Annotated in this window: 17 protein-coding genes and 2 tRNA genes; 5 read left to right on the forward strand and 14 right to left on the reverse strand. The window is 42.6% G+C overall.

Features of this window, described 5'->3' with window-relative positions:
- Nucleotides 1-43: 43 nt before the first annotated feature.
- Nucleotides 44-117 (reverse strand) — tRNA-Arg (locus B2089_RS08700).
- 34 nt (nucleotides 118-151) lie between these two features.
- Nucleotides 152-223, reverse strand: a tRNA-His gene (locus tag B2089_RS08705).
- Nucleotides 224-450: 227 nt separating this feature from the next.
- Here B2089_RS08705 and B2089_RS08710 point away from each other — a divergent pair.
- The 5 genes from B2089_RS08710 (at nucleotide 451) to csrA (ending at nucleotide 4,853) form a co-directional block, all read left to right on the forward strand.
- Nucleotides 451-930, forward strand: coding sequence for a hypothetical protein (locus tag B2089_RS08710; RefSeq protein WP_296322693.1), 480 nt, complete (start codon nucleotides 451-453; stop codon nucleotides 928-930).
- A 23-nt stretch (nucleotides 931-953) separates the two neighbouring features.
- Nucleotides 954-2,822 carry a flagellar hook-associated protein FlgK gene (gene flgK / locus B2089_RS08715; RefSeq protein ID WP_296322698.1) on the forward strand — a complete coding sequence of 623 codons (1,869 nt, stop codon included), beginning with the start codon at nucleotides 954-956 and terminating at the stop codon, nucleotides 2,820-2,822.
- 101 nt (nucleotides 2,823-2,923) lie between these two features.
- A complete protein-coding gene (locus tag B2089_RS08720; protein ID WP_296322701.1) occupies nucleotides 2,924-4,171 on the forward strand; it encodes a flagellar hook-associated protein 3 in 1,248 nt (415 codons plus the stop codon).
- A gap of 17 nt (nucleotides 4,172-4,188) precedes the next feature.
- Nucleotides 4,189-4,632 carry a flagellar assembly protein FliW gene (gene fliW / locus B2089_RS08725; RefSeq protein WP_296322705.1) on the forward strand — a complete coding sequence of 148 codons (444 nt, stop codon included), beginning with the start codon at nucleotides 4,189-4,191 and terminating at the stop codon, nucleotides 4,630-4,632.
- Nucleotides 4,632-4,853: a carbon storage regulator CsrA gene (gene csrA, locus B2089_RS08730; RefSeq protein WP_294427714.1), complete on the forward strand. Its 222-nt coding sequence runs from the start codon at nucleotides 4,632-4,634 to the stop codon at nucleotides 4,851-4,853. The genes fliW and csrA overlap by 1 nt, the downstream gene beginning before the upstream one ends.
- 94 nt (nucleotides 4,854-4,947) lie before the next feature.
- On the opposite strand, the gene tsaB is transcribed toward csrA, so the two are convergent.
- The 12 genes from tsaB to B2089_RS08790 form a co-directional block, all read right to left on the reverse strand.
- A complete protein-coding gene (gene tsaB / locus B2089_RS08735) occupies nucleotides 4,948-5,625 on the reverse strand; it encodes a tRNA (adenosine(37)-N6)-threonylcarbamoyltransferase complex dimerization subunit type 1 TsaB (RefSeq protein WP_296322708.1) in 678 nt (225 codons plus the stop codon).
- A 12-nt stretch (nucleotides 5,626-5,637) separates the two neighbouring features.
- The gene (gene tsaE / locus B2089_RS08740; RefSeq protein ID WP_296322809.1) at nucleotides 5,638-6,072 is read right to left on the reverse strand and encodes a tRNA (adenosine(37)-N6)-threonylcarbamoyltransferase complex ATPase subunit type 1 TsaE; all 435 of its coding nucleotides are present in this window, start codon (nucleotides 6,070-6,072) and stop codon (nucleotides 5,638-5,640) included.
- Entirely contained in the window at nucleotides 6,069-6,341 is a 273-nt protein-coding gene (locus tag B2089_RS08745; RefSeq protein ID WP_296322711.1) for a hypothetical protein, read from the reverse strand. Before B2089_RS08745 ends, tsaE begins: the two co-directional genes overlap by 4 nt.
- Before the next feature lie 41 nt (nucleotides 6,342-6,382).
- Entirely contained in the window at nucleotides 6,383-7,486 is a 1,104-nt protein-coding gene (locus B2089_RS08750; protein ID WP_296322713.1) for a PilZ domain-containing protein, read from the reverse strand.
- A 4-nt stretch (nucleotides 7,487-7,490) separates the two neighbouring features.
- Nucleotides 7,491-8,081: a hypothetical protein gene (locus B2089_RS08755; RefSeq protein ID WP_296322716.1), complete on the reverse strand. Its 591-nt coding sequence runs from the start codon at nucleotides 8,079-8,081 to the stop codon at nucleotides 7,491-7,493.
- 42 nt (nucleotides 8,082-8,123) lie between these two features.
- Nucleotides 8,124-10,214 carry a flagellar filament capping protein FliD gene (fliD, locus tag B2089_RS08760; RefSeq protein WP_296322719.1) on the reverse strand — a complete coding sequence of 697 codons (2,091 nt, stop codon included), beginning with the start codon at nucleotides 10,212-10,214 and terminating at the stop codon, nucleotides 8,124-8,126.
- Between the two features lie 62 nt (nucleotides 10,215-10,276).
- Entirely contained in the window at nucleotides 10,277-10,660 is a 384-nt protein-coding gene (locus B2089_RS08765) for a flagellar protein FlaG (protein WP_296322722.1), read from the reverse strand.
- Nucleotides 10,661-10,789: 129 nt separating this feature from the next.
- On the reverse strand, nucleotides 10,790-11,638 hold the full coding sequence (locus B2089_RS08770) for a flagellin (RefSeq protein ID WP_296322726.1): 849 nt from the start codon (nucleotides 11,636-11,638) through the stop codon (nucleotides 10,790-10,792).
- Nucleotides 11,639-12,027: 389 nt separating this feature from the next.
- Nucleotides 12,028-12,888, reverse strand: coding sequence for a flagellin (locus B2089_RS08775; protein WP_296322730.1), 861 nt, complete (start codon nucleotides 12,886-12,888; stop codon nucleotides 12,028-12,030).
- A gap of 272 nt (nucleotides 12,889-13,160) precedes the next feature.
- Nucleotides 13,161-13,796: an RdgB/HAM1 family non-canonical purine NTP pyrophosphatase gene (rdgB, locus tag B2089_RS08780; RefSeq protein WP_296322733.1), complete on the reverse strand. Its 636-nt coding sequence runs from the start codon at nucleotides 13,794-13,796 to the stop codon at nucleotides 13,161-13,163.
- Between the two features lie 9 nt (nucleotides 13,797-13,805).
- The gene (locus B2089_RS08785) at nucleotides 13,806-14,768 is read right to left on the reverse strand and encodes a hypothetical protein (protein ID WP_296322736.1); all 963 of its coding nucleotides are present in this window, start codon (nucleotides 14,766-14,768) and stop codon (nucleotides 13,806-13,808) included.
- A 280-nt stretch (nucleotides 14,769-15,048) separates the two neighbouring features.
- The gene (locus B2089_RS08790) at nucleotides 15,049-16,029 is read right to left on the reverse strand and encodes a DHH family phosphoesterase (protein WP_296322739.1); all 981 of its coding nucleotides are present in this window, start codon (nucleotides 16,027-16,029) and stop codon (nucleotides 15,049-15,051) included.
- Between the last annotated feature and the right edge of the window lie 61 nt (nucleotides 16,030-16,090).

The raw sequence follows: 16,090 nt of genomic DNA on the forward strand, positions 1-16,090 counted from the left end.
TCTACCAACTGAGCTAGTCGCCCGATTATCAGTTAAAAAAGTATGCGTCCGACACGGATCGAACGTGCAACCTACGGATTCGAAGTCCGTTACTCTATCCAGTTGAGCTACGAACGCATTTCTGCTTTTGGCTAATGCCTCGTGCAGATTGGGTGCCTGATGGGGCTCGAACCCACGACAATCAGATCCACAATCTGACGCTCTACCACTGAACTACAGGCACCATGTAACTGATGTGTGATACTATATCAAAAAACATGAAATCATGTCAATCGTTCTGTGCGTAAAAAATCAAAAAAAAATACATCGACAGCATATCTGAAATTGAGTTAAATAAACTTAAAATTGATTTAATTGTTAATTTTTGCCTTGTTTCTTTATATACTTTTCCCTAAACTCCGGTTCTTAAATTCCGATAATCAAAAAGAATAAATCTAATTGGGGAAACCAATGGCTGAAGAAAATATTGGGCAAAATGCCGGTAACAATACGATTATCGCACAAAAAGAGAATCTCCTTTCTGTGATGCAGGAAGAAAATGCGCTTCTCGATAAAATTTTGGAGCAGCAGACGCTTCTTCATAATTGCGTGAAAGAGAAAGACTGGGACTCGCTCAATAAAAAGATTGAGAATCTCCAGAATTTAAGCGATCAGTTCGTAGAGCTTGAGGAAAAACGAACGTCTTTGAGCGAGAATATCGATATGGCGAGCGATGAGACGATTTCTCCAGTCTTGACTGAGGTGAGGGGAAAACTTCAGAAGTCAAAGGTGGAGAACAAGGTTTTGAACGAATACATCACTACGACAAGAAAGTTCTTGCAGGGGGTCTTTGATTCGGTGATTCCCCAGCGTCGGAATATCCTTTATTCAAATAAAGGACAGATTGTTAAGCCGGAACCCCGCAGTGTGGTTCTCAACCAGATGATTTAGGAAAAAACAGAGGAGAATAGATTATGGCAAATTCATTCGCAGCGATTGAGATTGGAAAAAGAAGCCTCATGGCTCACTCTACGCAGATTAATACTGCCGGTCACAATATTTCGAATGCCGACACTGAAGGCTATTCACGCCAGAGGGTTCAGATCAAGACTTTTGACCCGATTTACCGCCCGGACTTGACCCGTGAGGAGAGGGCAGGTCAGATTGGTCAGGGAACTTCTGTGGAGTCAATCAACCGCCTTCGTGACGAACTTCTTGACCAGAGAATCGTGGCTCAGACCAATCAGGAAACTTACTGGACTACCCGTGAAAAATACTACACCATGATTGAGCAGGTTTACAATGAGCCTGATGAAATCTCAATCCGCAATAATATGGATAAATACTGGCAGAGCTGGCAGGAGCTTTCTGTTTACCCGGAAAGTCAGGCTGCCCGACAGGCTGTCGTTACGCGGGGTGAGACTTTGGCCGAGAGCATCCAGCAGCGATATACGGCTTTGAGCGGAATCGGAAATCTCATTAACGGCGACATTGAGGCCACCGTAAAGCAGATTAACTCAATTACAAAGCAGATTGGCGAAATCAACAATGAAATCGTCAAGGTAAAGGCCATGGGCGATAATCCAAATGATTTGCTTGACCGCCGTGACTTGCTTGTTGAAAAACTTTCAGGGCTTGCCAATATCACCACGGACATCCGTGATAACGATGAGTTTATGGTTCACCTTGAGGGAAATATCCTGGTTCAGGGACACATTGCCCGCCAGTTTGAAGTTGAGCCAATGACCGACAACAACGGTTATAGCCGGGTTATCTGGAGCGATACGAAAAACACAGTTCAGGTTTCTGGCGGCACTTTGGGAGCCTTGATAGAGCTCCGTGATGTTGATATCCGAAGCGAAGTTCAGACTTTGAATACTGTTACTATGAACTTTGCAGACCTTGTAAACGATGTGCACCGGGCCGGAATCGGCATGAACAATGTGACAGGCCTTGATTTCTTCGTTCAGCATCCATTCGTTACCAGCGTGAACGGAAATTATGACCGAAACGGCGACGGCGTGGACGATCACTCTTACATTTTCAGATTTACGGGAACGAACGAGCTTAATCCCCAGGAAAAAGTCGGCCTTGAAGGAACCATGACTTTCTCAGGAAAAAGCGGAACTATTTCTGTTCCTTACCATGCAACTGACACGATTGAGGAAGTTGTTGCCCGAATCAATGACTCAGACGGTGAGGTGAAGGCTTACCTTGACCGGGACAACCACCTTGTCTTGAAGGCAACTACGGCTCAGAACATGGAAAACCCTGACTTCGTTATCCGCCATGTGGAAGATTCGGGAATGTTCCTCACCGCTTATTCTGGCATTTTGCAGGGTAGCGGGGCAGAAAACGCTTATGATTTCGCTCAGGCTGACGCAGTGAACTCTCTCCGAGGCGCTTTTGCCGTGGCTCCGGTCTTGAATCCGGCTGGATACATTGCTGTCAATGAGGCAATTAAGGGCGATGTTTTGAGCGTGGCGGCGGCTTACCCGACAAATCAGGGAAAATCAATGATTGGTGATGGACGGGCTGCTGTTGAAATCGCCTCAATCCGAAATACAAATGTGATGATTGGAAAAGACCGCACTTTCGACGATTATTTTGCCAATTCTGTCACGAATGTGGGCTTGAAGGGCGAGCAGGCCGAGATGAACATGCTGAGCCAGAACGCTATCATGGACGATTTGAGAAATCTCCGGGATTCAATCTCCGGCGTAAACATCGACGAAGAGCTTGCAGAAATCATCAAGTTCCAGCACGGCTACAATGCGGCCGCAAAATTTGTATCTGTAATCGACCAGATGCTCGACACTGTAATAAATCGACTTGGAGTATAAATTAGACGCGGATTAACGCGGATGCACGCGGATTTATAAAATATATATCTGCGTTTATCTGTGTCCATCCGCGTCAAAGAAAAATCATGGGAGACTAAAAAATGCCAACACGAATCAGTTCACAGCTGAACAATAACCAGACTCAATACAATCTTCGACGGCAGGAAGTAAAGCGGGCCAAAATCGACAATCAGATTGGAACTCAGTCCCGCATTTCCTCTCTCCGGGACGACCCTATTGCGGCAGGACACTTGGTTAAGTATCAGTCTTACCTTACCCGCGTGAATAATTTTGAAAAGAATGCCACCACTTTAAGCGACCAGTACCTTTACCGCGAGGGCTACATGAGAAATTCCCTTGAAATCATGCAGCGTGTACGGGAACTTGCAGTCACGGGCGCAAACGGAATCTACACGAAAGATGACATGCGCAATATGGCGGTTGAAGTGAATGAATTGCTGGGCGAGCTTATACAGAATGCAAATGCTGTTGCTCCTGATGGAAATTCACTTTTTGCGGGAACGAATTCAAATATCCGTGCCTTTGATGTGGATATGGGGGCTGTGGAAGGCTCTACCGTTCCGCTGATTTCTGCGGTTCACTACAACGGCTCAATCGAACAGAATAAAATCGAAGTAGATGAAAATAAATATATCACCGTGGAGACGGCCGGAAACCGAATCTTCTGGGCTGAGAATCAGCGTCTTTTCGGAGGCCGGGATGCCCGCGAATGGCAGGCTCAGAACGACTCTGTTATTTCCGTTGACGGCCAGAAAATCGCGGTGGAGGCGGGGGATAATGTCTATGCCCTTGTCTCAAAAATCAATGCTTCAGGGGCTGCCGTAAAGGCTTCCCTTGACCCTGTGACTCACGGTCTTAATTTTACCACGACTGATGCCCGCCAGCTTTGGCTTGAGGATGTTTCTGGAAGCGCCCTTAACGAGCTTGGAATCATTAAAGATTCGAGCCAGCATCCTCCGTATAATATCGGCGACTCTGTAAAAGTATCGGGCGGCTCTCTCTTTGATACAGTAATTGCCCTTCGTGACGCTATGTTTGCTGGCGACAGTGAGGCAATCGGTGGCCGTGTTCTTGCAAGCCTTGATTCTGGAGTCAACACTCTCGTGAATCGGGTGGCAAAGTCTGGCAGCGAGTACGAGCGTCTCCAGAACGACATGACCCGGAATTCTGCCGTGGCCCTCAATGTTACTGGGCAAATCAGCCGTGAAGGTGACCTGGATTTGACCAAAGCCATCACAGACGAGAAAATGCTGGAATACACCCAGAACGCCACGCTCTCAAATGCCGGCAAGATGTATTCATCAACCCTCTTGAATTATATGCGATAAAAATCATGGAGAATAACATGGATGTAAAGACTAAGACAATGGGAACTGTTTCTGTTGATGAGAAAAATATCATTGACTTTCCCAACGGACTTCTTGGATTTGAAGATTTTCACAAATACGCCCTGATTGAGTCGGAGTACAAGCCCTTTTACTGGATGCAGTCTCTCGATGAGTCTTCCCTTGCTTTCCTTATCGTAGATCCCTTTATCATCGCCGAGCATTACGAGCTTGATGTGGATGATAAGGCTCTTTTTGAAATCGATGTGGAGTCAAGCGCGGATGTAATTGTCTGGGCAATCGTCACTGTTCCGGCTGACGGTGGCCCGGTTACGGCAAACCTTCAGGGACCGGTCGTTGTGAACAAAAAGAACAATCTTGCTCTTCAGGTGATTCTGGCTGACACGAAATGGACGACAAAATACAACATTATCAAAGCTCTCAAAGCGAAGGGGGCAAAATAATGCTTATATTGTCAAGAAAAGTCGATGAGAAAATCAAAATCGGAAATGATATATCGATTCAGATTATCGGAATCTCAGGCGATCAGGTAAAAATCGGCGTTGACGCCCCAAAGACCGTAAAAGTTTTCCGTCAGGAAGTTTATGACGATATTCAGCGGCAGAACCGTGAGGCGGCTCTTGGCTCAACAGCCCTGGACGCGCTCGCAAATTTGCTTTCTTAAAATTTTGACACGGATGCACGCAGATTCACACAGATTCACACAGATGTAATCCAATATTTTTATCAGCGTTTATCTGTGTTCATCTGCGTCTAACTTAATTTGCAATTTCCAATTTAATTTCTGCTTCAGACTTGCGTAAATATACAGGGCCGTCGTAATCTGCGAGGGGCTCTTTTTTTTGCTCTATCATATCTTCGGCAATCGAAAAAAGAGACTCTGACGGATTTGGCTGGCTTTCATAAACAAGAAGATTCAGCTTTGAATCGATTTTTGAAAGCTCTTCCTTAAAGATTTTTGCATCAGGTCCGGTCAAGAGGATTTTTTTGTCTTTTGAGAGTTTTTTTGCGACTGCTTCTGCGCTTGTGTCCTCTGCCTCTGAAATTGTTTTGCCATTTTCGTAAACAGCGGCGAAGAACTGGTCTTTTTTTGCATCAATTACGCTCACAACCTGGCCATCGAAAGAAGTGAAAGGAAAAGTATAAGCGTCAAGACTTGGAATGCCATAAATAGGAACATTGTGGGCAAGCTCAATGGCTTTGAGGGCAGAGAAGGCGAGTCTGAGCCCGGTGAAAGTTCCAGGGCCGCTTGTGAGGGCCGTGTAATCCAAATCAGAAGCCTTTAGCTCAATTTGAGAGAGAGCATAGTCGATGGCAGGGAGCAACTTTTGAGACTGCTTTTGCCCCATATCAAGGGAGAGGTAGGCTTTTATATCGTCATTTTTTGCCGCTATGTGCATACAGCTTGCGGCGGCGTCAATTACCAGTGCTTTCATTTTTATTCCAATTTACAAGATTTGTGCGTGGGGCCAGTTTTCAAGCGTTATGGTGCGCTCCGTGGTGCCTTCAACAGGTTCGAGTTTTAGTATTATAGTCTTTTTTGGGAGTTCGTCCATGACTTTTTCGCTCCACTCAATCAAGGAAACTCCATTGCCATAGATTAAATCCTCAACTCCCAGATTGATGAAATCCTCGCCGCCTTCAAGGCGATAGACATCCATGTGATAGAGAGGCATTTTACCTTCGTATTCGGAAATGAGACAGAAAGTCGGGCTGGTGATTTCTTCGCTTACACCCAGAGCGGAAGCGATTCCTTTTGTTATCGTGGTTTTGCCGGCGGCCAGCGTGCCTTGCAGGGCTATGATGTCGCCCTTTTGAAGAAGAGAGCCGATTTTTTTACCCAGTTCAATGGTTTCTTCTGCGGAATTTGTGTGAAATGTTATGGACACGGAAGAACACCTTCGTCATCTGCTTTGAGAATATATGTTTTGAGGGCAGACTTAACTGGAATGAGCGGGTAGTCGATGTCTTCGCCCGGAGCTATATCAACATAAAGGACTTTGTCACCAAGGGGGCCCATTTCAATCGTAAAAGAGATTTTTATGTCAATTGTTTTAGAAAGCATCTGCAACTTTGCGACCGCTGAGTAATTACGGCGGTAGTAGATGTAACTAGAATCGGGTACAATCTGATTAAGTTCTAAAACCTGCATATCTTAAAATAACCTATAGATTAAATTCCGTCAAGCGATGATTAATCGTCATATTTACAAACCATTGCTTGTATTCTGTTAACGACTTTTGGCTCAATCTTGAGGAATCGAATGTGAAGAATATATATACCATCGCTTCGCTTTGTAGTTCGTACGATAGTTCCGACTGCATGATCGTTCTGTTTTCTGTTCAGAGGACCGTCAATATATATGTGCTGTTCCGCTTTAATTGGCAGCGTTGCGACTAAACGACAGCCACCTGTGGAAATGTCTTCGAGAATTCCCTCATAGGTTTTTTCTGCTGGAACATAATGAACCTTTTCTTTTTTACCAGCCCCCTCAACAACGACTTTGACAGAATGAAAGTTACATGCGATATTCATTTCTGCTCGTTCCTGCTCGCGTTTTTGCAATGGAGAAACTTTGTCAGAATGTACAACAACCATCTGCTCTTCGTTTTCTTTTCCTTTCTGATAGCGGACGATGCGTGACTCAAGGTTATAAGGAGTTCCGTCTTCAAGTTCGAAAATAAAATTTACCTTTTCGAGTGGTTTTGGTAACTCAGCCTGTTTGATAGTTGGAGGAATGGCAAGAATTATTGCTTCCGAATTGTTTTCGCGCATTTTTAGCTTGTGGTGAAATCCTTTGGCAAGTGTAAGCGTGAATACGGTTTCTGCGGCGATATTTTTTGAGTTTTTTATAAGTCCCTGCTGACGGAAAACTTTGAAAATCTTTTTTTGAAGGGAAAAGAGATTTGTTTTACCGACTTCATCATTTACGCGGTCAAAAGTCTTGAATTGCTCTTTAAGTAATGCCGTTATCGTTGAATAGTCGCGGACAATGTACTTGATGTTTGGCGTTTTGTGATTCTTGCAGATAGCGCTGAGAACATCACGCTCTTCTTTCACAAGTGAGCAAAGCGTGCTTAGCTCATTTATGTCTTTCAGAGATGTAGGACGGTTCTTCTTTTTTTCGATATAGGCTGGAGAGTTTAGGTGATTTGTAATCGTTCGAGATACAAAATAAATCAATGCGATTACAAAAATAATTGCGATAAGAATTATAACAACAGTAAAAATGTTGACCTCAAGCCGTGCTTGAAGAGGAGAGCCTGTTTGAAGCAAAAAAAGTGAAAGATTTCCCATATATTTATAACTCCTCGATTGTTTTTGCGATTGATTGAAGCCGTGGGCTGATTTCGTATTCTGCTAAATCACCCATAAGGACTGTGTCTTTTGATGCTATTGCCTGCTCAAAGTCATTGAGAATTTGCGAGAAATCCTGAAAGAAGTCATTTACACTCTTTCCGTCTATGCTGAGTTTTGAGTAAAATTCGGGAAATAAAGCCGAAAGTGTTGCTGAGTGACAGAACTTTTCAATGAAATCTGCGAGTTTTGATATTAGGATTGTAGCCTCTTTGTCTTTACCGCTTTGGAGCTGTACTGAAAGATTCTGCAACTGCTCAGAAAGTGCATTGCACTCTTTCTTCTGGCTTTGGAATGAATTTTTTATTTCACTTTGGGTTACGATAATCAGTTCGAGCTTTGTATCTTCTTTTAGGGGTTCGTCAAAAATTGAATCGAATTCTTCTGCTCCGATATTCTTCCCGTTGAGAACAATATTTATTGTGGTCGCATTGTTTTTGGCACATTCTTCTTCAAATGATTTAAGAACATCCCCGACTGTTTTTTCATTTTCGAGAATAATATCAAGTTTTTCGTTGTTTACATAAAATTCCATATAAAATCCTTATGAGAAAAGCTCAAGCTTTCATATATTATACTACTGTTTTCCATTATTTGCAAAATTACTTACAGTAGTTGATTGGGCATTAAGATTGTTGAGCGTTCCTTCCATTTGGCTATATTTATTTCTGAGTTGTGATTCTTTCGAAGCTAGCTGACTTTCGAGTTTGCGGATATTTGCCTCAGATGCTTTTATTTTTGTGTTGATTCCGCTGTTTTTACTTGCTATGATGCCACCACTCTGAACCCAACTTGTTAACTGTTTGTCGATTGCATAGCCGATACCTGAATCTACGACTAAATCTCCGTCCGAATCGTAACCGAAAAGATTTTTAATTTCGTCCATGTGTTCGTCGAGTGCGCTGTCGAGTTTTTTCTCATCGATTTCCAGATATCCGCGCATTTGGCTTGCCACATATCCGCCTGTGCTTCCAGATGCCCTGCTGGAAATTCCTATCTGACTTAACATTGTAAGCGTGGCATCGTCTGCCCATCGGTAATTTGCCGTAACGATAGCACGAAGCGAAGATTTTCCGTTTGTGAGAGAAAAGTCATTTTGGAACATGCCTAATTTAGCTTCTGCCTCTTCTTTTTCGGAATCGGAAAGGTAGTCAAGCTCTGATATGATTTCAGGCTTGTTTTCACTTAAAATCGTCATTTCAGCCAAAACCTGATTGTATCGGCCGACAAATTCAATCAGGGCATCTTTCGCACTTTCTTTGTCACTTGTAATGTCAATTGTTGCCGTTCTTTCTGTTGCCTGATGCACATTGAGGGTGACATTAGGAACGACATCATCTATTTTGTTTGTGGGGCGGGTTATTGTAATTCCCTCGTATTTTAATACTGCATCTCCCGCCTCTGAAATTGGATTGACAGGTGAGTATCCAAGATTCTTTTTTTCATCGTATGCTGAGAATTGTGATATTGCGATTTGTGTTCCTGTGTTTCGATTCCGGATGACTATACTTTCGATATCGGGATAGTCTTTGAGTGAAAGAGAAACTGTTTTTTCGCCGGTCTCTTCGTCAACTTTTAAAAGTGCCGTGTCGATTTTAACTTCACTGCCGTTTTTATTGTGAACATAAAAATCATCATGTTCTTTAACTGGAACAAGCGGTTCGATTTCTACTGGCGGAAGATTTGTTTCTATTTGTTCATTTTGAACGGTGATTGTTTCGAATGTCGCGACTCCAGCTTCTGGAAGTTCTGGTCTGGTCGTGCGTTTTATGTTCAGTTCCTCGGTTAAATCTTCTACTTGTTCCGTAGAATAGCTGAATTCAAAAATTTCAGAATTTACGGAAAGATATTCTTCTGGAATAGCGAGGGTGAGACCGCTTCGGGGAGGAACTAATAGCTTTCCAGTCTCATCATCAAAAGAAATGAAGTTTTTGGAGAGTGCTGGAAGACCATCCTGCTCAACATCTGGTATTTTTGAATCGACAAGAGTTTTCTCATCAATTGGATTTTCATATTCTGAAAGATTTGTGCCGAAGATACTGGTTTCTTTTTTGCTTTTTTCAACGATTTTATTGTCTAGTGCGAATGTGAGTGCATCATCTTTTAAAACTAGTCTGTTTTCTTCGCCTGTTTTTAGTGATTCTATAAGTAAAGATGACTTTCCGTTGCTTACTCCAACGAGAGAGGCTTTCAGTGTATTTGCTCCGCGCTTATTTAATGATGTAACGAAATCACTTAGCTTTCCGCCCTTGTAATTGAACGTGATTTTTTTATCGCCGATTTCAAATGTGTATACACCTTTGGGAATTTTTGCATTTTTGTCGATTTCACCGGATAAAAATCTGTCTGCAGTAGCTTCTTTTATGACATCGACTTTAATAGATTCGACGGCCGCATCACGCCCTGCTTCTGCGGTAATTGCTCGCTCATCTGAAGAATTTGCAATTTTATTGTTAAAGGGATTTTCGAAAGAGTAGAGTGTTTTTGTGCTATCGCGGAGAGCGGACATTTTTTGGTTTACACCACGCCATGCGCTCTGCTGTTCTTTGTACCTGTCAAGCGATTCCTGCTCACGAGTGAGAGGAATACGCTCTTTTTTCATCAGTGCGTCAATATAATCGTTGGTTTTATATTTATCACTGACGCCAGGTATTGAAATTTCAGCCATAGTAATATCCCCTCAGATTACAGAAAACTAAAATTAATCAAGTAGATTACGGTGTGACGAAATTAAATCATTTCATCGAATAAAAGACCGATAGTCTTCCGAATTCTCACCTTCAGTTTCTGCAAGTCTTGGGATGGAATCTCCTTGATGACTTTATCTGTTGACGGGTCAACGATAGAAACGACAACCTGATTGAGTTCCTGATTGACATTAAACTGGACTTTGCGTCCCATAACGACATCAGACAACCGCTGAAGTTGTTTAGCATCTTCCTTGACCTGGGCAAGATTATTTGTAATGTTCTGTACCACTTGGGCAGCATCTGCCATAGGAACATCCGCTGGTTTGATTGGTGCGGCTGGTTTTACAACTTTTGCTGCTCCGGAGTTATACGAAAAGTGGCCATCCATTGCCAAATTCTGCCCGACTGAATTGATTGTATTCATGGGCCTTCCTCCTGAAATAAAGAGAAAAAGGGGCGCACCTTTTTCTCTTACGATTGTGTCTGCGAAAAGACAACATCCAGTAGTCTCTTTTTATCGCATCCAACAATCGATTTTATTGTGTGCTATGAACTAGCGGAGCAAAGCCAATACATTCTGTGACTGGCTGTTTGCCTGTGCGAGCATAGCTGTTCCAGACTGTGTAAGAATCTGGTTCTTTGTGTACTCAACCATTTCAGAAGCCATGTCTGTGTCACGGATGCGTGATTCAGCAGCCTGAAGGTTCTCGGCAGCAACACTTACGCCATTTGCAGCCATTTCAAAGCGGTTCTGGTATGCACCAAGATCTGCACGTTGTTTAGAAACACTTTTGAGTGCTTCATCAACAGTAGCGATTGCCATGTTAGCTGTGTCAGGTGTAGCGATTCCAATGCCCTCTTCTGATCCCTGAGCGCCTTTGAGGCCGAGAGACTGAGCGGTCATGGTGCCGATATATACACGTTCGTTCTGGTCAACATTAGCTCCAATCTGGAACTGCATGATGCGGTCTGAATTCTGAGAGAAGCTACCTGTAAGCATGTTCATTCCGTTGAACTGAGCCTGTGAAGCAATGCGATCAACTTCGGCAACAAGCTGTGAAACTTCTACCTGAATCTGCATACGGTCTTCGTCTGAATAGATACCGTTAGCTGACTGAACTGCGAGCTCACGGATTCTCTGGAGGATGTCTGTAGTTTCCTGCAAGTATCCTTCTGTAGCCTGGATAAATGAAACACCATTCTGGATGTTTCGGTTAGCCTGGTTCAATCCGCGGATCTGGCTGCGCATCTTCTCAGATACTGCCAATCCTGAAGCATCGTCGCCAGCTTTGTTAATGCGCTGACCTGAACTGAGTTTTTCGATGTTTCCCATTAACTGGTCGTTAGAAACGCCCAATGTGCGGTTAGCATACAAAGAACTCATGTTGTGATTAATTACCATATTTGTGCCCTCCATGATAAAAAAAAGACAGATACAACATCGTGTTGTATGTCCCAATCTGTGCAGGCTGTCTTTCGGTTTTTGCGCCCCCGAAAGCGATTTAGACCTTTACAGCGGGAGACGATACTGAATAGCCTTGCCTTGTACAAAGGAATTCAACATCAACTTACGCCGTCACAGAAAGCATGAAAAGCAATTTTCAAAGAACTGATGATGTGTCTAAATCCACATCAAAATGGTTTAAAGAAAACAGAAAAAAATCACGGTTTTCCTGAATTCTGATGATTACATTGTAGCGGGATATTTGAAGAAAATAAAGAGGGTAGAGCAAAAATCCGCGCAAATTCTTGAAAGAGCCTTTAAGACTCTTTCAAGAATATTATAATGCACTATCGAAGCAAAGACAAGACATTCTGAGACTGCGTGTTTGCCTGAGCGAGCATAGCAGTTCCTGCCTGCTGGAGAACTTCATTCTTAGTGAATTCTACCATCTGCTGAGCCATATCGGTGTCGCGGATGCGTGATTCTGAAGCCTGAAGGTTCTCTGCTGCAACATCAAGACCTTTAACTGCGTATTCCATGCGGTTCTGATAGCCGCCGAGGTCTGCGCGCTGTTTGTTGATCTTTTTGAGAGCCTCATCGATAGTACCGATTGCGCGGTTTGCCAATTCTGGTGTTGAAAGGCTCAGAATCTCTTCTGCTGCTACATCTCGTACGCCGAGAGCAGCTGCTGTCATTGTGCCGATGAATACCTGCATACGCTGATCCATGTTAGCTCCGATGTGGAACCACATAGATGATGTAACGGCATTCTCGCCAGTAGACTGTGCGAAGCGTCCTGTGAGCATGTTCATACCGTTGAACTGAGCCTGTGAAGCAATGCGGTCAACTTCTGCAACGAGCTGAGAAATCTCAACCTGAATCTGCATACGGTCTTCATCTGAATAAATTCCGTTTGATGACTGAACAGCAAGCTCACGGATACGCTGCATGATGTCAGTTGTTTCCTGCAAGTAGCCTTCTGCTACCTGAATGAAACTGATACCGTTCTGTGCGTTTTCTGAGGCTTTGTTGAGACCACGAATCTGGCTGCGCATCTTTTCAGATACTGCGAGTCCTGAAGCGTCGTCACCTGCGCGGTTGATTTTTTCGCCTGAAGAGAGTTTCTCCATGTCTTTTGAAAGACTGAGACCTGTTACGCCGAGCTGTCTGTCAGCGAACATTGCGGACATGTTGTGGTTAATGACCATAGTGTTTTCCTCCGTGGAAATATGTTTCAGACCAAAATCCTTTTCGGCCTGTTTGAAAAAGGAAACTTCAGTATTACAAGGCTACATCCGTCTCCTTTTTCGTGACGCACTTGTTCAGTATTCTTCTACGAAGCTGTTCTGAGCATAGCTTGTCCTTATTAGTATCGGCTATGGTCTTTAGAAACTTTAGCAAAAAAATTCATTTTTTTTAAATTTTTTTTCTAAAGTGAAGCGTAAAAAATGCCACAAGGGGATAAATATCTGCAAGCGTCCTAAAAAATGAGATTCTCCAAGACCTTCTTTATTGTCTGAACGGCTTTTCCTCGGTGGGAGATTTTGTTTTTTTCTTCTGCGGAGATTTCTGCCACTGTTTTTTTGTATTGAGGAAGCCAAACGATCGGGTCGTATCCGAATCCGCCTGAGCCAGCTTGTTTTTCGATTGAAGGAATTAACTCGCCTTCAAATGTCTCCTGAGCGACGAAAAATCTTTCGGGATTCAAGAGAAGAACCATGGCGCAAGTGTAGTGGCAACTGCGGTCGCGCGAGCCCGTGGCGTTTAGTTGCTCTATAAGAAAGCGGTTCTGCTCTTCCTGGGAAATTTTGCTTCCGTCCGGCTTTCCGTGCATAAAATTCGGACCTGCATAGCGGGAAGTATAGATTCCCGGCTCTCCTTTCAATGCAGAGACGCATATTCCGGAATCATCTGCAATGACCGGTTCATGCACGAGATTCCAGAGGGCGCGTGCCTTAATCAGTGAGTTCTCGTAGAAAGATTTTCCGTCTTCGATGGGGGCGAATTCAATTCCGTCATCACTTGGAATTCTGATTTCAAAATCAGAAAGAAGCTCCTGCATTTCCTTTTGCTTGTGCTTGTTTCCTGACGCCAGGTACAATTTCTTTTTGTTCATGGGAGAATCCTACTGATTTTTCTCTTCTTCCGCAATCTCGCTTTTTTCTTTATCCCTTTCTTTCATGTATAGTTTGTGTATCTTTTCCTGAGTTTTTTCCCTGTTTGCGTGATTTATGTAAAAAGAAACCATTCTTGGCTTTATTCCTATTATTCTTGCGATTTCTTCATTTGAAGGTTTTGTGGAACGAACTGATAGTCTTTCGTTATGAGCTTTCCATTTTTCAGTCTGTTTTTCGTATCGCTCTTTGAGACTTTCCAGAAGTCTTTCGTTTGTCGTACAAGTCATTTCCTGCATATATTTTCTGTGAAAGAAAAAGGCATTGTTTCTTTTTTTTATTAATTTTAGGTTTGTTTCATTTTTTCGCGATATGCTTTCTTTTAGTTCTTGAATTTTCTCACAAAGGAGATTTCTGTCAATTTCGGTAAATGAACTTACTGCATCAATCGTGTTGTCATCGATATCTTTGCATGCCTTCATCATCAGAATAAGAGTTGTGAGTTCTGCGCTTCTTTTATCACGCTTGTCATAGGAGTTTCTTTTGTTTTTCTCTAGTTTTGAGAATGTTCTGGATTTTTTTTCATTTAGACTTGAGAAGTTATCCTCTAGGATGATATTGTTGTATTTTTGAATGTCCTCTTCTGTTTTTGTCCTCAAGAAAGTGTCTATGCTTCGTCTTTCTGCTTCTTTCTGCACTTGTTTTTTGAGAAACTGTAGCTTGTAATTCGAAAGACATCCTGTTATGAAATTTTTGAAGGGAATATTTCCCGGTATGAATTTTTCAAATAACTCCTCGAAATGTTTGTGCATCTCTAGCAGAAAATCACTTTTTTGGTCTTCTGTAAAATTGTATAGGCCGAAAACTTTGGGATTTTTATAAATTTCTTCCCAAATAATCAGTGATGCTTTTTCCTTTGTCAGTTTCCCGCTTGCTACGGCTTCTGGTAAATCTTCGATGTGAATGTTTTGCATATTTCCTCCAGAAGACTTCTATGCAATATTCGTGCCAAGTCGCCTCCCTGTGCTTTTTGGGGAAAAATACTAAAAAAAAGCGGAAAAACCAGTTAAATCCAACGGAAAACCAGCAAAAAACAATAAAAACCAACAAAAAACAATAAAAACCAACGAAAAACAATGAAATCCAACGAAAAACAATAAAATCCAATAAAATCCAATAAAATCCAATAAAATCCAATAAAAAAAAGCGTGACTGAGGAAAACAATCACGCTGAAATAAAAATAAAGTTTTTTTTTATAGAACTTTCTTAAATTCTGCGCAAATTTTCTCGAGAACATCTGCGCATTTTCCATCGATGCTTAAACCGGCTGCGTTTTTGTGTCCACCTCCACCGAATTTTTGAGCTATTGCGCTTACATCAACTTTGTCTCGTGAGCGGAAGCCGCATGTGCATGTGAGCTCAGTATCCTGACGGACGAATAAAACGGCCTCGATTCCATCGACTGAAAGCAGTAGCGAATAGAGGGAGTCTGAGTCTCGACCTTCCTGACCCCATTTTTTTGTATCTTCCATGGTTTCGTATGTGACGGCAAGTTTGTTGTTATACCTTCTCTCGACTCTGTCGAGCATGATTCCTAGAAGTTTTCGTGTTGAGTAGGGCTTGCCTCCAGTCATTTCGTCATAGGTCTTTCGAGGGTTTGCGCCTGACTCGACCAAACGGGCTGCCTGACGGAAAACTTCTGCTGAGTCAGTGTTAAGAAATCTGAAATAGCCTGTATCGGTAGAAAGTCCGAAAAAAAGATACTCCGCAGTTTTTTTAGGAATTGTGCCAAGAATTTTTTCATATATTTGTTGAACCAGACAGGCAGTAGCTGGAGAAGTAGCATCGATTATACATTTTTTTGTGACATCAGCAGTTTTGTGATGGTCGATTATGAATGTGTCAAGGTTCGAGAGGTCACCGTCGATTTCTCCCAGCCGTGACATTTCCGAGCAATCGAGAATTATAAGACCTGTTTTTTGTCGTTCTGGTTCAGAGAGAAAAGTCATCTGACTAGAGAAAAAAATTGCCATTGAGCGAATTTCTGGACGCTTGAATGGTCCTGCTGATAAAAGTTGGTAGGAACAGTTTTTTGCCTTGAGTAGTTCGGCAAGTGCCATGCAACTATAAATTGCGTCTCCGTCAGGGTCTTTGTGGCCTATGACATAAAAAAAATCATGTTGCTCCAGAAAATTTTTGAATTCCGCGATTTTTTCATCAGAGATAATTTGCATCTTTTGAAATCCTTGTTTTGAAAATTGAAAAAAAATAAGGGCTGCTTTTAACAGCCCTTTG

This window comes from Treponema sp. UBA3813 (assembly GCA_002368605.1).
Lineage (GTDB): Bacteria > Spirochaetota > Spirochaetia > Treponematales > Treponemataceae > Treponema_D.

Excerpts from the sequence above, each read along its gene's own strand:
- B2089_RS08710 (WP_296322693.1), top strand. The coding sequence starts at position 451 with ATGGCTGAAGAAAATATTGGGCAAAATGCCGGTAACAATACGATTATC.
- flgK (WP_296322698.1), top strand. The coding sequence starts at position 954 with ATGGCAAATTCATTCGCAGCGATTGAGATTGGAAAAAGAAGCCTCATG.
- B2089_RS08720 (WP_296322701.1), top strand. The coding sequence starts at position 2,924 with ATGCCAACACGAATCAGTTCACAGCTGAACAATAACCAGACTCAATAC.
- fliW (WP_296322705.1), top strand. The coding sequence starts at position 4,189 with ATGGATGTAAAGACTAAGACAATGGGAACTGTTTCTGTTGATGAGAAA.
- csrA (WP_294427714.1), top strand. The coding sequence starts at position 4,632 with ATGCTTATATTGTCAAGAAAAGTCGATGAGAAAATCAAAATCGGAAAT.
- tsaB (WP_296322708.1), bottom strand. The coding sequence starts at position 5,625 with ATGAAAGCACTGGTAATTGACGCCGCCGCAAGCTGTATGCACATAGCG.
- B2089_RS08745 (WP_296322711.1), bottom strand. The coding sequence starts at position 6,341 with ATGCAGGTTTTAGAACTTAATCAGATTGTACCCGATTCTAGTTACATC.
- B2089_RS08750 (WP_296322713.1), bottom strand. The coding sequence starts at position 7,486 with ATGGGAAATCTTTCACTTTTTTTGCTTCAAACAGGCTCTCCTCTTCAA.
- B2089_RS08755 (WP_296322716.1), bottom strand. The coding sequence starts at position 8,081 with ATGGAATTTTATGTAAACAACGAAAAACTTGATATTATTCTCGAAAAT.
- fliD (WP_296322719.1), bottom strand. The coding sequence starts at position 10,214 with ATGGCTGAAATTTCAATACCTGGCGTCAGTGATAAATATAAAACCAAC.
- B2089_RS08765 (WP_296322722.1), bottom strand. The coding sequence starts at position 10,660 with ATGAATACAATCAATTCAGTCGGGCAGAATTTGGCAATGGATGGCCAC.
- B2089_RS08770 (WP_296322726.1), bottom strand. The coding sequence starts at position 11,638 with ATGGTAATTAATCACAACATGAGTTCTTTGTATGCTAACCGCACATTG.
- B2089_RS08775 (WP_296322730.1), bottom strand. The coding sequence starts at position 12,888 with ATGGTCATTAACCACAACATGTCCGCAATGTTCGCTGACAGACAGCTC.
- rdgB (WP_296322733.1), bottom strand. The coding sequence starts at position 13,796 with ATGAACAAAAAGAAATTGTACCTGGCGTCAGGAAACAAGCACAAGCAA.
- B2089_RS08785 (WP_296322736.1), bottom strand. The coding sequence starts at position 14,768 with ATGCAAAACATTCACATCGAAGATTTACCAGAAGCCGTAGCAAGCGGG.
- B2089_RS08790 (WP_296322739.1), bottom strand. The coding sequence starts at position 16,029 with ATGCAAATTATCTCTGATGAAAAAATCGCGGAATTCAAAAATTTTCTG.